This is a genomic window from Paraburkholderia atlantica, assembly GCF_009362785.1.
In the GTDB taxonomy this organism is placed as follows: Bacteria; Pseudomonadota; Gammaproteobacteria; order Burkholderiales; family Burkholderiaceae; genus Paraburkholderia; species Paraburkholderia atlantica.
Genome location: NZ_WHNQ01000005.1, coordinates 238965 through 253537 on the forward strand (window position 1 = coordinate 238965; position 14573 = coordinate 253537).

13 protein-coding genes are annotated in these 14573 nt (G+C 65.3%); 2 read left to right on the top strand and 11 right to left on the bottom strand.

Annotation, left to right across the window (positions count from 1 at the left end):
- Positions 1-7 precede the first annotated feature (7 nt).
- Positions 8-934 (bottom strand): hydroxymethylglutaryl-CoA lyase, encoded by a 927-nt coding sequence (locus GCT19_RS09765; RefSeq protein ID WP_152851754.1) that lies wholly within the window; start codon positions 932-934, stop codon positions 8-10.
- 116 nt (positions 935-1050) lie between these two features.
- On the bottom strand, positions 1051-1992 hold the full coding sequence (locus GCT19_RS09770; protein ID WP_152851755.1) for a 2-hydroxyacid dehydrogenase: 942 nt from the start codon (positions 1990-1992) through the stop codon (positions 1051-1053).
- Between the two features lie 316 nt (positions 1993-2308).
- Between GCT19_RS09770 and GCT19_RS09775 the strand changes: the two genes are divergently transcribed.
- Both GCT19_RS09775 and GCT19_RS09780 read left to right on the top strand, forming a co-directional pair.
- Positions 2309-2911 carry an RBBP9/YdeN family alpha/beta hydrolase gene (locus GCT19_RS09775; protein ID WP_152851756.1) on the top strand — a complete coding sequence of 201 codons (603 nt, stop codon included), beginning with the start codon at positions 2309-2311 and terminating at the stop codon, positions 2909-2911.
- Between the two features lie 101 nt (positions 2912-3012).
- Positions 3013-4050 (top strand): sulfate ABC transporter substrate-binding protein, encoded by a 1038-nt coding sequence (locus GCT19_RS09780; RefSeq protein WP_152851757.1) that lies wholly within the window; start codon positions 3013-3015, stop codon positions 4048-4050.
- Between the two features lie 107 nt (positions 4051-4157).
- Here GCT19_RS09780 and bioB read toward each other — a convergent pair whose 3' ends face one another.
- The 9 genes from bioB to GCT19_RS09830 all read right to left on the bottom strand — a co-directional run bounded on the left by bioB (position 4158) and on the right by GCT19_RS09830 (position 14513).
- Positions 4158-5258 (bottom strand): biotin synthase BioB, encoded by a 1101-nt coding sequence (gene bioB, locus GCT19_RS09785; protein WP_152851758.1) that lies wholly within the window; start codon positions 5256-5258, stop codon positions 4158-4160.
- Positions 5259-5310: 52 nt separating this feature from the next.
- On the bottom strand, positions 5311-6051 hold the full coding sequence (gene bioD / locus GCT19_RS09790; RefSeq protein WP_152851759.1) for a dethiobiotin synthase: 741 nt from the start codon (positions 6049-6051) through the stop codon (positions 5311-5313).
- Positions 6048-7232: an 8-amino-7-oxononanoate synthase gene (gene bioF, locus GCT19_RS09795; RefSeq protein WP_152851760.1), complete on the bottom strand. Its 1185-nt coding sequence runs from the start codon at positions 7230-7232 to the stop codon at positions 6048-6050. Before bioF ends, bioD begins: the two co-directional genes overlap by 4 nt.
- Positions 7232-8593 (bottom strand): adenosylmethionine--8-amino-7-oxononanoate transaminase, encoded by a 1362-nt coding sequence (gene bioA / locus GCT19_RS09800; protein ID WP_152851761.1) that lies wholly within the window; start codon positions 8591-8593, stop codon positions 7232-7234. The genes bioF and bioA overlap by 1 nt, the downstream gene beginning before the upstream one ends.
- 446 nt (positions 8594-9039) lie before the next feature.
- Positions 9040-10347, bottom strand: coding sequence for a dienelactone hydrolase family protein (locus tag GCT19_RS09805; protein ID WP_152851762.1), 1308 nt, complete (start codon positions 10345-10347; stop codon positions 9040-9042).
- A gap of 625 nt (positions 10348-10972) precedes the next feature.
- Positions 10973-11428, bottom strand: a complete 456-nt coding sequence (locus GCT19_RS09815; RefSeq protein WP_152851764.1) for a YchJ family protein — start codon at positions 11426-11428, stop codon at positions 10973-10975.
- A 7-nt stretch (positions 11429-11435) separates the two neighbouring features.
- Complete coding sequence (locus GCT19_RS09820; protein WP_018436812.1) at positions 11436-12566, bottom strand: acyl-CoA dehydrogenase family protein; 1131 nt, start codon at positions 12564-12566, stop codon at positions 11436-11438.
- A gap of 33 nt (positions 12567-12599) precedes the next feature.
- A complete protein-coding gene (locus GCT19_RS09825; protein WP_018436811.1) occupies positions 12600-13277 on the bottom strand; it encodes an SDR family oxidoreductase in 678 nt (225 codons plus the stop codon).
- Between the two features lie 27 nt (positions 13278-13304).
- Positions 13305-14513 (bottom strand): acetyl-CoA C-acetyltransferase, encoded by a 1209-nt coding sequence (locus GCT19_RS09830; RefSeq protein ID WP_152851765.1) that lies wholly within the window; start codon positions 14511-14513, stop codon positions 13305-13307.
- Positions 14514-14573: the final 60 nt, after the last annotated feature.

A 14573-nucleotide genomic window follows, 5' to 3' on the forward strand; every position in this document is an offset into this window, starting at 1 on the left:
GGAGCGTTTATACGCAGGTATTCGCTTCGCTGCGCGCCTTCGCGAGCAGCGCTTTGCCGGCGCGCGACACGTTGGCCCGGCCGATCGCGTTCGAAATGAAGTCGCCGATTTCGACCACCTGGGCGAGGTCGATGCCGGTCTCGATGCCGAGGCCGTTCATCAGGTACAGCACGTCTTCGGTCGCGACGTTGCCGGTCGCACCCTTCGCGTACGGGCACCCGCCGAGCCCCGCGACCGACGCATGAAAAATCTCGATGCCTTCGAGCAACGCCGCGTAGATGTTCGCAAGCGCCTGGCCGTAGGTGTCGTGGAAATGTCCCGACAGATGCTCGCGCGGAAATACTTCGGTCACCGCCTCGAACACCTCGCGGGTGCGCTTCGGCGTGCCGACGCCGATCGTGTCGGCGATATCGATCTCGTCGCAGCCGAGCGCCGCGAAGCGCTTGACGACGTCGAGCACCGACGCGACCGGCACCTCGCCCTGATACGGGCAGCCGAGCGCGCACGACACGCTGCCGCGAATTCGCAAGCCATGTTGTTTCGCCGCTGCGGCAACCGGCGCGAAGCGCTCGATGCTCTCGGCGATGCTGCAGTTGATGTTCTTCTGCGAGAACGCCTCGCTCGCCGCGCCGAAGATCACGATCTCGTCGGCCCGGGCGGCGAGCGCGCCTTCGAAGCCGCGCAGGTTCGGCGTCAGCACCGAGTAGATCGTGCCGGCGCGGCGTTCGATGCCGGTCATCACATCGGCGCCGTCGGCCATCTGCGGTACCCATTTCGGCGACACGAACGACGCCGCTTCGACGTTGCGAAAACCCGCCGCCGACAGTCGGTTGATCAGTTCGATCTTGGTCGCAGTCGGGACGAATTCCTTCTCGTTCTGCAGTCCGTCGCGCGGACCCACTTCGACGATTTTCACTTGTTGCGGTAACGACATGATGTGTCTCCGATCCGATGCGGCTTTATCGCAGTCCCATACCGGATGGGTGCTGTCGCGTTGCCGTATTTCAATTCAGCCCGCGCCTTTGCGACTTGCGCGGGCGCGGGTTTCACTCAGTAGCCGCGTTCCAGCTGCACTACGCCGCTTACCACCTCACCACGCATCATCGCGCCGATCTTGTCCGCGACCTGCGCGACGCTGTCCTCGCGCAACGTCAGCGCCGACGTGTGCGGCGTGATCGTGATGCGCGGCTCGCGCCAGAACGGATGATCGGCGGGCAGCGGTTCCTCGCGGAACACGTCGAGCGTCGCGGCGGCTAGCTGGCCGCTCGCGAGCGCGGCGAGCAGATCCGCTTCGACCAGATGCGCGCCGCGCGCGACGTTGATCAGATATGCGCCGCGCGCGAGCTTCGAGAAGACTCGCGCATTCAGCACGCTTTCCGTGTCGGGTGTATGCGGCAGCAGATTGACGAGCACCTTCGCGCCGTCGAGGAAGCTATCGAACTGCGCGTCGCCGGCGAACGTCGCGATACCGTCGATCTGCTTCGCGCTGCGGCTATAGCCGCGCACCGGCAGGCCGAACGAAGCGAGCGTTTGCGCGACCTGCGTGCCGAGCACGCCGAGCCCGAGCACGCCCACCGTGAACGTTGCGCGTGGATGCGGCTCGAGCACTTTCCAGCGGCGCTCGCCCTGCAGCATCTGATATTCGTCGAAGCGGCGCAGATAGCGCAGCACCGCATGCGTTACATACTCGGCCATCTGCGCGCCCATGCCGGTATCTTCGAGGCGAATCAGCGGCACCTCGGGCGGCAACGTGCCGGGGTGCGCGCGTTCGAGAGCGAGAATCGCATCGACGCCCGCGCCGAGATTGAAGATCGCGCGCAGCGTCGTGCGGCCGGCCAGCATCTCGCGCGGCGGACGCCAGACCACCGCGAAATCGGCTGGCGCGTTGTCGCCGGGCTGCCATTCGCGCAGCTCGGCCGCGGGCAAAGCGCGCGCGAAGTCGTGCAGCCACGCGGCGGCTTCGGTGTGCGGTGCGTAGAAGAGAATTTTCATGCGGTACGGATTGCGGCGGCGTCGATCTGAGCATCAACGGGGCGGACTGTCAGTGCGCCTCGGCGATCGGGCGACGCGAGCGGCATCGGGTCTCCTCCCGTTGAAATAGGCTTCATTCTACTTTTTCGACGCAAATCGCGCGCGTCTGCGCACGGGCGTGCGCTTCGGGGATGCGCAGGGTCGCGGGGCGTCGAGTCGGCACGTAACGGCGCATTTCCTCGTTTGCCCCATAACCAAAGCACAAAATCTTGGTTCATCGACGCGCGACCGAGCGGGACAATGATCGCCCGGATTCCCTGCGCAGCGAGGCACGCACATGCTTTCATGCACCCGATCGAGCTGGCCGCCACGGCTCGTCACCGTTCCCGGCCTGCACGGCAGCGAAGGCACGCATTGGCAAACATGGCTGGAGCGGCAGTTCGCGCGCTCGTTGCGCGTCGAGCAGGCTAACTGGGACGCGCCCGATCTCGCGCTATGGGCGAAGTCGCTGCGCGATCTGCTCGCGCGCGAACGCGGTCCGTTCGTGCTGGCCGCGCACAGCTTCGGCTGCCTTGCGACTGCGCATGCGTTGCAGCAGGGCGCGCTCGCCAGCGACGTGGTCGGTGTGCTGTTCGTCGCGCCCGCGAGTCCGCGCAAGTTCGACTTCGCGGGACCGTTCGACGCACGGCGTGTGGGCGTGCCGTCGATCCTGATCGGCAGCGAAACCGATCCGTGGATGACGCTTGCCGATGCGCGCGATCTCGCGCAGCGTTTCGGCAGCGCGTTCGTCAATCTCGGCGATGCGGGGCATATCAACACGGCAGCGGGCTTCGGTCCGTGGCCGCGCGCGAAGTACTTCATCGATACGCTCGTGCATTGCGCGGCGCCGCTGCGCTTTCGCGACGAGGCGATCGATAGCGCGCAGCATGCGCTCGTGTGAGCACCCGCTGCTGACGCGCGCGAGGTAAGCAATCCGTTAGAATCCCGCGTCACGCCGCGTATGCGCGGCTACAGGTTTTATCATCGACAGACGGGGAAACAATGAAGGGCAACACGGGGACATCACGCCGGCTCAAAGCGGGCGTCACGGCTGGCATCACGGTAATTGCGCTCGCGTTCGGCGGCGTCACGACGGCGCGTGCGGATACGTCGCTGCTGAACGTGTCGTACGACGTGACGCGCGAGCTGTACAAGGACATCAACGCGGGCTTCATCGCGGACTACCAGCAAAAGCGCGGCGAGACGGTGTCGGTGCGGCAGTCGCACGGCGCATCGAGCGCGCAGGCGCTGTCGGTGCTGCAGGGTCTGCAGGCCGACGTGGTGACGATGAATCAGCCGAACGACATCGATCTGCTCGCCGAAAAGGGCCGCCTGGTCCCGGCCGACTGGCGCGCGCGTTTGCCGGACGATAGCGCGCCCTACACGACGACGATGGTGTTCCTCGTGCGCAAGGGCAATCCGAAGCACATCAAGGACTGGGACGACCTCGCGAAGCCGGGCATCCAGGCGGTGATCGCTAATCCGAAGACGTCGGGCAACGGACGTTATACGTATCTGGCCGCGTGGGGTTATCGCAAGCAGCACGGCGGCACCGATGCGCAGGCGCTCGACTTCGTGAAGGGGATCTTCCGCAACGTGCCGGTGCTCGATACCGGCGGCCGAGGAGCTACGACGACGTTCACGCAGCGCGGTATCGGCGATGTGCTCGTCACGTTCGAGAACGAAGTGTCGTTGATCGATACGGGTGTCGGCGCGGGCAGCTATGAAGCGGTGTATCCATCCGTGAGTTTGCTCGCGGCGCCGCCGGTGTCGATCGTCGATAAGGTCGTCGACAAGCGTGGCACGCGCAAGCAAGCGCAGGCGTATCTCGACTATCTGTGGTCGCCGGCCGCACAGGAGATCATCGCGCAGCACCATCTGCGTCCGCGCGACAAGAACGTCTTCGCGAAGCACGCGGCCGAGTTCAAGCCGATCAAGACGTTCACGGTTGAGCAGATGTTCGGCAGCTGGCAGAAGGCGCAGGACACGCACTTCTCCGATGGGGGGACGTTCGATCAGATTGTTGTTGACCGGAAGTAAGCGCCGGAATTTGCGCAAAAAGAAAAGGCTGCCTCGCAAAACGAGGCAGCCTTTTTTATTCCCGCACGCTTAGCGCATGCGAGTTACCGATGCAGCCGTTCCGTGACTCAATTCGCCACGCCGTGATCGCCATACCCATGCGCGCACCCATGCTCGCACTCACTCTTCTCGACCGGCATCTGCTGCGCAGCCTCAGCGCGAATGCCCAGACGCGCGAGCAGCTGGCGGTCCGCTTCTGCCTGCGGGTTGCTCGTGGTCAGCAACTGATCGCCGTAGAAAATTGAATTCGCGCCCGCGAGGAAGCACATTGCCTGCAAGGCCTCGTCCATCTGCTCGCGACCGGCGGATAGACGCACCATTGCGCGCGGCATCGTGATGCGCGCAATCGCGATCGTGCGCACGAATTCGAACGGGTCGATCGGTTCGGTGCCGGTCAGCGGCGTGCCTTGTACCTGCACCAGATTGTTGATCGGCACCGATTCCGGATACGGCTCCATGTTCGCGAGCTGCGCGATCAGCCCCGCGCGTTCGCGACGCGATTCGCCCATGCCGACGATGCCGCCGCAGCACACGTTGATGCCCGCGTCGCGCACGCGCTCCAGCGTGTCGAGGCGATCCTGGTAGGTGCGCGTCGAAATGATCTGGCCGTAGAACTCCGGCGACGTATCGAGGTTGTGGTTGTAGTAGTCGAGGCCCGCATCACGCAGCGCTTGCGCCTGGTGCGTTTCGAGCATGCCGAGCGTCACGCAGGTTTCGAGGCCCATCGCCTTCACGCCGCGAATCATGTCCTTGATCGGCTCGAGGTGGCGGTCCTTCGGATTGCGCCACGCGGCGCCCATGCAGAAGCGCGTCGCGCCGTTGTCCTTTGCCAGTTTCGCTGCGGCGAGCACTTCGTCGACCGGCATCAGCTTGTCGGCCGCGAGGCCCGTGTCGTGATGCACCGACTGCGGACAGTACGCGCAATCCTCTTCGCAGCCGCCGGTCTTGATCGACAGCAGCGTCGACAGTTGCACTGCATTCGCGTCGAAATGCTCGCGATGCGTTTGCTGCGCGCGAAACAGCAGGTCGTTGAACGGCAGTTCGTACAACGCGACGATATCGGCGACGCGCCAGCGCGCGAGCGGCTTCGCTTCAGTGGCGGCGGCAGTCGGATTGCCGTTGGCGGCGCTCGTGTCGGCGCTGCCCGCTGCGATGTTCAGTTGTGTCATGTGATCGATCCTCGTGTACGGATGAAATGGGGTTCGGCGTTGCTGGGCAGCGCTATGCCGCGCGCAACTGGCGCAGCGTTTGCAGAAGCCGTCGAATGTCGAGTTGTTCGGCCGCAAGCTCCGGCGACAGCGGGCTGATATGCGGCACGATACCGAGCAGCGGTGCGTCGTACGCTTGCGCAAGATGCGCGCGAATCGACGCGATGTTTTCGTCGGGGAAGGTCATATCCGGGTCGATGCGGTTCGCGACCCAGCCCGCGAGGGTGAGACCGCGCGCGGCGATCGTCTCTGCGGTCAGTAGCGCATGGCTGATGCAGCCGAGCCGCATGCCGACCACCAGCACCACCGGCAGCTTCAGCGCGACGGCGAGATCAGCGGTGTCCTGCGTCGCGGTCAACGGCACGCGAAAACCGCCAACACCTTCGACGACGATGACCTCGGCGAGCTTCAGCGCGTCGCGATGGCACGCAACGATGTGGTCGAGATCGAACGAGACGTTTTCCAGCGCCGCAGCGATGTGCGGCGCGGCCGGTTCCTTCAGCAGATACGGCGTGCGGATCGCAGGCGGCAGCAGCACGCTCGATGCGGCATCGAGTTGATCCGCATCTTCGTTGTGCAGCACGCCGTTCACTTCGAATGCGCCCGCCGCGATCGGCTTCATCGCGGCCGCTTGCAGACCTTCACGCACGAAGCCGCGCAATAGTGCCGACGACACGAAGGTCTTGCCGATTTCAGTATCGGTGCCGGTGACGAACAGCGACAGTGCGGCGCCATCGTTATTCAGGTTGCTCATGCGGCGCGCGCTCCGACTTGTTGCAGCGCGGCTTCGAGCCGGTCGAGATCCGCATGCGAGTGCGCGGCCGACAGCGAGATGCGCAAGCGCGACGTGCCGGTCGGCACGGTCGGCGGACGGATTGCGGGCACCCACAGCCCCGCGCGATCGAGCGACGCGGCGATGTCGAGCGTCGCATCGTTCGCGCCGATGATCAGCGGTTGAACGGCCGTATGCGAATCGACGGGCAGCCACGGCGTCGCCTTCAGCATCGCGCGCGTGCGCTCGATCAATTGCTGCAGATGCGCGCGGCGCGCATCGCCTTCGTCGCCGCCGATGATGCGCAGGCTCGCCGACACCGCATGCGCGGCGGCCGGCACCGACGCGGTCGTGAAGATATACGGACGCGCGCGCTGCACGAGCCATTCGATCACGGTCGCATGCGCGACGACGAACGCGCCGGAAACGCCCGCCGCCTTGCCGAGCGTGCCGATCGAGATCAGATGCGGCGAGTGCAGCGCGGCTTGCGCGATCGCGCCGCGGCCTTGCGGACCGAGCACACCGAAGCCGTGCGCATCGTCGACGATCAGCCACGCGCCGTGCCGCTCCGCGAGTTCGAGCAAACGCGGCAGCGGCGCGATGTCGCCGTCCATGCTGAACACCGTGTCGGAGACGATGACCTTGACGTCCGCTTCCGACGCTTCGAGCATCGCGCTCAACGCATCCATGTCGCAGTGCGGGTAGATCTGCACATCGGCGCGTGACAGCCGAGCACCATCGATCAGCGACGCATGATTGAGCGCATCGGAGAACAGCGTCGTGCCGCGGCCCGCGAGCGAGGTCAGCGTCGCGAGGTTCGCCATATAGCCGGTGCTGAAATACAACGCGCGGGCATCGTCGACGAAGCCGCCGGCGAATGCCGCGAGATCGTCTTCGAGTTGCGCATGCGCGCGCGAATGACCGCCGAGCAGATGCGAGCCGCCGCTGCCCGCGCCATACAGCCGCGCGCCTTCGGCGATCGCCTCGATCAACTGCGGATGCGCGGCGAGGCCCAGATAGTCGTTGCTCGCGAAGCCGATGATTTCCCGGCCGTCGACCGTCATGTGCGCGGCGCAGGGTGTGTCCGCGGTGCGGCGGCGGCGGCGCAGGCCGCGCGCGTCGATTTCCTTCAAGCCTTCGGCGAGTGTGTCGAGCAGATGCATCAGCGGGCCTCCGCGAGCGTGGCGTCGAAGGTGTCGCGTGTGCGCGCGGCGAGCAGCGCGAGTTCTTCGTCGTCGAGAATGTACGGCGGCATCAGGTAGACGGTGGTGCCGATCGGGCGCAACAGTAGCTCGCGTTGGAGAGCGTTTTCGAAGAAGCGGCGCGAGAATGTTTTGGCTCGCTGAGGATCGTCGATCACCGCATCGAACGCGAAGATGGTGCCGCGCTGACGCAGATCGCGCACCTGCGCATGCTCGGCGAGCGGCGCGAGCGCCGCCTCGAGCGTCGCTGATTTGCGCGCGTTGGCGGAGAGCACGTCGTCGCTCGCGAACAGATCGAGCGTCGCGAGCGCGGCGCGGCACGCGAGCGGATTGCCGGTGTACGAATGCGAATGCAGGAAGCCGCGCGCGGTGTCGTCGTGATAGAAGGCCGCGAAGATCTCGTCGCGCGACAGCACGATCGACAGCGGCAGATAGCCGCCGCTGATGCCTTTCGACAGACACAGGAAATCGGGCCACACGCCTGCCTGTTCGCATGCGAAGAAGGTGCCGGTGCGGCCGCAGCCGACCGCAATTTCGTCGGCGATCAGATGCACGCCGTACTGGTCGCACAGCGCGCGCAATCCGGCGACGTACGACGCGTCGTGCATCGCCATGCCGGCCGCGCACTGCACGAGCGGCTCGACGATCAGCGCGGCGATGCGGTTCGCGCGCGCCTCGAACAGCGCGCGCACATTGTCGAGCGCGCGATGCGCGACGTCGGCAGCGGTTTCGCCTGCTTGCGCGAGTCGTGCATCGGGCGATGCGACGACGTGAGCGTGACGAATCAGCGGATCGTACGCGTCCTTGAACAGCGCGACGTCGGTGACGCCGAGCGCGCCGATCGTCTCGCCGTGGTAGCTATTGGCAAGGCAGACGAATTCCTGCTTGTCGGCGTAGCCCCGGTTGCGCCAGCTGTGAAAGCTCATCTTCAGCGCGATCTCGACCGCCGACGCGCCATCCGACGCGAAGAACGCGTGGCCGAGCGTGTTGTCGGTCAACGCGTGCAGACGTTCGGCGAGCTCGACGGCGGGTTCGTGCGTGCAGCCGGCGAGCATCGCGTGTTCGAGCGTATCGAGCTGATCTTTCAGCGCCGCATTGATGCGCGGGTTCGCGTGACCGAACAGATTGACCCACCACGAGCTGATCGCGTCGAGATAGCGATGACCCGAGCGATCGTATAGCCATGCGCCTTGACCGCGCGCGACGGCAATCAGCGGCAGACGTTCGTGATGCTTCATCTGCGTGCACGGATGCCATACCGCGCGAAGGCTGCGGGCGACCCAATCTTCAGGGGCGACCGGGGGGGCTGCTGAATTTTCCAAAGAGGTACTCCGAGGTGCTTTTATGCCACGCACGGACGAGGGCGATTTCAAGCCTTTTTGAAAGGCGTTCCCCGTCGTTCCGCCGACCTGTTCCGGTCGCAACGGGTGGGCCTTGGCGAGTGCGCGGGGTCGAGATTAGCGGTTTATTTCGTCGCGCGCATCAGCTGCGAAACGCGCGTTTTTCGCCATGGCGTCGAGGTTTGCGGCTGTTCGATGCAGCTCGTTCGACTTCGAGATGGAAGCTCGCTAATCGACGGAGATAGCGACGTCAAAGTAATGGGCTATTACTGGCGAGAATTTGTGGCGAAGAGGTGTTTTTGCATGAGCGCGGCGTGAGCGCTCGCTGCTGTGATGGTGCAACGGCGGCCAGAATGCAAAAAGGCCTGCTGAATCAGCAGGCCTTCGACACGTCGAAACCGAACTCAAATCCAGATGCTATGTGTACCTCATTCCCGGCTCGCAATCGCTTTCCGGCCATTCGCATCGGCATCACCCGCATCCGCCGTCTGCGAGTTCTGATTGCCCCACACGACCGAGTTATCGACCGCATACAGCCGGCACGGATCGGAGCTCTGCTTCTGGCAATTCGCCACCGCCACCGACATCGGATCGTCGCCGCCCTCGGCCCATGACCACGCGCCCGAATCCGACACCGCGAATGCGCGGCTCGGATACTGATGCAGGAAGTTGCGATAGCCATTGCGGCCCTCGTTGTCGAGGTACGGCACCGCGTCGACAGCGTCGAGCGCGGCGAAGCCGGTTGCCTTCGGTGCGGCCGGATCGGCGACGTGATACTGCACAGCCGTCGGCATGCCGGCGCGCGCGAGGAACGCTTCGACGGCCGGCCACCATACGCGCACGCCGTCGCGGTCGCCGACCAGCCGATGCGCGTCGTTCTTGTACTTGCCGAAGTCGACCATCTTCACGCTCGCGCCATGCGCGCCATACGCGGCGTACATGCCGGCGACGAGCGGCGCGTTCCACACCGAATCGTTATCGCCATAGAGCCACAGCGATGGCACCGTGGACTTCTCACCGTACGCGCCGAATGCGCGCGTCAGGTTGCCTTGCCAGTCCTCGCAGGTGTCCTGGCGCAGGCCGCCCGAGAAATTGATCAGCGCGCGCACGCCGGGCGCCGCTTCGGTGCCGTACGCGATCGTCGCGAGACCGCCGTGTGAGGTGCCGGCCACCGCGATGTGCGCCGCGTCGACGTAAGGTTGCTTCGACATGTAATCGATCGTCGCTGCCACGTCGCCAGCCTGGCCGAGGCCATTGCGCTCGACGTCGCAGCCGTCCTGCTCGTACACGCCGTCCGAGTGACCGAAGCCCTGGCGGTTCGGCGCGACGACCACGTAGCCGCGGCGCACGAATTCGCGCGCGAACGGCAGCGGGTCGCTGCGTTCCTGCGTGCGCGGATCGCCCGGAATCTTGCCGTGGTTGAACACGATCATCGGGAACGGGCCGGCGCCGTCGGGCTTGTAGATCGTGGTTTCGAGCGTGACTGTGCCGGCGGCGTCGACCGGCACGCGGATGATCTTTTCGTTCAGGTGAGCGGTGGGCAGGTAGACGTCGTCGTCGAGCGCGAGGCGCGGTACGCGGGCGCGCGACAGCGGTCCCTGGGTGTCACTGGTCGGCGTCGCGTTGTGTGCCGAAAGCGACGAGTGGGCGAGCGGATCGGCGTGCGCGATCGTGACAGCACACGTGGCTGCGGCGCAGATCGCCGCACACTTCGTCAGAACCTTGCTCAACACCATTGACGCACCTGCTGCTTGAAAGACCTGTCCTGAACTCCGTGCTGTCCGGTTGCCAAAAACGCTGCTGACGTTCAGCTTTCGTTCGCGTTTTCGACACAAACAGACTCACTCGCGTGCGTTGTGCGCAAAGCGCACGCACGCAAATCGAGATCGCACGGGATGAACCCAACGGCCGACGCGACCCCACGCGCCGAGGATGAGCGTCACTCGATGCTGCCGGAGCCCGCGCGGCGCGCTTTCGATCAGCGGCCGGTCAGGCTTCCTTTGCATGTTGCGGAACTGGTGTGACCCGCTCTCGCAATGTGACGTCATGAAACTACGGACTCATCCTGGCACGACAATTTTGTTTTGTGCAATCAAGGAGAACCCGCGACGAAAAAATTGCTGCATGTGCGAATGAGGCCTCAAAGCCTTGCCAGGCAAGGGCTGGGGACATGGGCGGGAGGCGGCGACTAAAGGTCATGTAAGTGCTGTGGTGCGAGCCCAACGAAAGAACCTGCGTGAATCGAACGAAAAAAAGGCCCCGGACGAGGGCCTTTTATGAGTTTTGCGGAGAGCGAGTGAAAGACATGGGAAAGCCTCTACGCGCAATGCAGCGGTTACTTAATCGACATTCGCTCTTCACTCACTCAGTGACGTCGCCATCTACATAACGCCAGCGGCCATCATCGCCACGCAGAAAGCGGCTCAATTCATGCAGCCGATGCGCACGTCCCCCCACTTTGTAGCGGGCGATGAATTCAACGGTCGCGTGGTCGGCATCGCTTTCGGCGAACGCTTTGATCTGCAGTCCGAGCCACTGCGGCGCGTCGGATGCGGCGGGATCGACGTCGAGGTCGGCAGGGCAGGTGCGGGGGTCCCACGTCGCGCGCAGGTAGGCGGTTGCACCGAGCACGTACGCGCTATAGCGCGAGCGCATCAGTTCGAGCGCGCGCGGCGCCGCTTCGCCGCCGTCGATATAGCGTCCGCAGCATTGCGCAAAACGCGGAGCTTTAGTCGCGGAGCCTCCGCGTGCGGCGGGCGCGGCGCCGCCGCATGGACAGTCGACAGGTCTTTGCAGTGACAACAATGGCTTATTCATTGAAATTTCAGTTGAGCGCGCGAGCGATCAGGATCTTCTGGATATCGCTCGTGCCTTCGTAAATCTGGCACACGCGCACGTCACGGTAAATCCGCTCGACCGGGAAGTCGCTCAAATAACCATAGCCGCCGTGAATCTGCAACGCCGCTGAGCAGATTCGCTCGGCCGCTTCGGACGCGAACAGTTTTGCCATCGCGGCTTCGGTCAGACACGGTTGGCCCGCGTCCTTCAGCGACGCCGCGTGCCAGATCAATTGACGCGCGGCTTCGAGTTGCGTGGCCATGTCGGCCAAACGAAACTGCACCGCCTGGTGCGAGAACAGCGGCGCGCCGAAGCTTTCGCGTTCTTTTGCGTAAGTCAGCGCCGCTTCGAACGCGGCGCGCGCCATGCCGACGCTTTGCGCGGCGATGCCGATGCGCCCGCCTTCGAGTCCCGATAGCGCGATACGGTAGCCTTCGCCTTCCGCCCCGATCAGATTCGCGGCGGGCACACGGCACTCCTCGAACACGATCTGCGCGGTGTCCGACGAATGCTGTCCAAGCTTGTCCTCGACACGCGCGACCACGTAACCCGGCGTGCTGGTGGGCACGATGAACGCGCTGATGCCGCGCTTGCCGGCGGTCTTGTCGGTGACGGCCATCACGATCGCGACGTCGCCGTTTTTGCCACTCGTGATGAACTGCTTGACGCCGTTCAGCACGTACGCGGCGCCGTCGCGCGTCGCGGTGGTGCGCAGCGCCGACGCATCCGAGCCCGCTTGCGGCTCGGTCAGGCAGAACGCGCCGAGCATCTCTCCGCGCGCGAGCGGCGTGAGCCAGTCGCGCTTCTGCGCGTCGTTGCCATAGGTGAGCAGGATGCTGCACACCGGGCAGTTGTTCACCGAGATCGCGGTCGACGTGCCGCCGTCGCCGGCCGCGATTTCTTCGAGGATCAGCGCGAGCGCGAGCGCGTCCATGCCGGCGCCGCCATACGCGTCGGGCACCAGCACGCCATAGGCGCCGAGCTCCGCGAGCTGCCGATGCACGTCGCGCGGAAAGGTGCGCTCGCGGTCCCATTGCGCCGCGTACGGCGTGATCGCTTCGCGCACGAAGGTGCGCAGCGCGTCGCGCACCATCAGGTGGTCCTGGTCAAGCACCATGAGTGTGTCTCCGATCCGATGCAACCCGGTTGTCTACCAGTCGAGCTGCGTACCGTCGTGCTGAAAGAAGCGGCCGTGGAACGCATCGCGCGATGCCGCCGCCTGCGCCAGCACCTCGCGCATGCCCGCGACGCTGCGCGCCGGATCGAGCGCGGCCTGCGCGCCGCCCATGTCGGTGCGCACCCAGCCGGGATGCAGCGACACGCAGGTCGCGCGTTGCGCGTCGAGCGACGCGAGCTTCAGCACGGCGTTCAGCGCCGCCTTGCTCGCGCGATACAGCCAGCCCGTCGTGCCGCTCGCATCGGCGATGCTGCCCATGCGGCTCGAAATCACCGCGAGCACGCCGTCCGTTTCCTCGACGAGCGGCAGCAGGATCGGCAGCAACTGCATCGGGCCGCGCACGTTCGTGTGCATCACGTGATCGAAGTCCTCGGCGGTGATCGTCTCGATGCCTTCGGTGCGCGGACCGTACACGCCCGACACCAGGATCGCCGCATCGAGCCGTTCGCCGTCTAGCTTCCAGCCTAGCGCCGCGATCTCTTCGGGCGCGGTGACGTCGAGCATGAAGGTTTCGGCACCGAGCTCGTTGAGCGCGTCGAGCGCGGCGCCGTCGCGCGCGGTCGCGAGCACGCGCCAGCCGCTCTTTTTGTACTGCCGCACGAATTCCTGGCCGATGCCACGCGACGCACCGACGATCAACACTGTTTTCATCGTATTCCTCGAAGTTTGGTCAACGCTTCAGATCAGTTGGATACCCATCGCGGTCGCCTCGCCACCGCCGATGCATAGCGACGCGACGCCGCGCTTCAGACCACGATTCTTCAGCGCGCCGATGAGCGTAACCAGAATGCGCGTGCCCGAGGCGCCGATCGGATGGCCGAGCGCGCACGCACCGCCGTTCACGTTGACCTTGTTGTGCGGCAAATCGTGCTCTTTCATCGCGGCCATCGTGACGACCGCGAACGCTTCGTTGATCTCGTACAGATCGACGTCGCCGGCGCGCCAGCCGTTCTTCTCGAACAGCTTGCGGATCGCGCCGACCGGCGCGGTGGTGAACTTCGCGGGCTCCTGCGCGAACGTCGAATGACCGACGACGCGCGCGAGCGGCGCGACGCCAAGCCGCTTCGCGGTCGACTCGCGCATCATCACGAGCGCGGCCGCGCCGTCCGAGATCGACGACGAGTTCGCCGCCGTCACGGTGCCGGTCTTGCTGAACGCGGGCTTCAGCGTGGGGATCTTGTCGAGGTTGGCCTTGAACGGCTGCTCGTCGCGCGCGATCGTGACGTCACCCTTGCGGGCCGCCACCGTAACCGGCGCGATTTCCCAGTCGAACGAGCCGTCCTCGTTCGCGCGCTTTGCGCGGTTCAGCGACTCGACCGCGAATGCGTCCTGCGCCTCGCGGGTGAAGTCGAACGACGCCGCGCATTCCTCGGCAAACGTGCCCATCAGACGGCCTTTGTCGTATGCGTCTTCGAGGCCGTCGTAGAACATGTGGTCGATTACCTGGCCGTGGCCCATGCGCATGCCGCCGCGCGCTTTCGGCAATAGATACGGCGCGTTCGTCATGCTTTCCATGCCGCCCGCGACGACCACGTCGAGCGAGCCCGCGGCCAGCATGTCGTGCGCGAACATCGCCGCGCGCATGCCGGAGCCGCACATCTTGTTGACCGTCGTGCAGCCTGTGGCGAGCGGCAGACCCGCGCCGAGCGCGGCCTGGCGCGCGGGCGCCTGGCCGAGGCCGGCGGGCAGCACGCAGCCCATCACCGCTTCGTCGATCTGTTCGGGCTTCAGGCCCGCGCGCTCGACGGCCGCCTTGATCGCGACCGCGCCGAGTTGTGGCGCGCTCAGCGACGCGAAGTCGCCCTGAAAGCCGGCCATCGGCGTGCGTGCCGCGCTGACGATGACGATCGGATCGGCGTGGATACCACTTTGAATTGCGTCACTCATGTTTGAGCTCCTTGGTCATAGCTTGGATGGCTACCGCCGCGCGTGACCTGCTGAGAACCC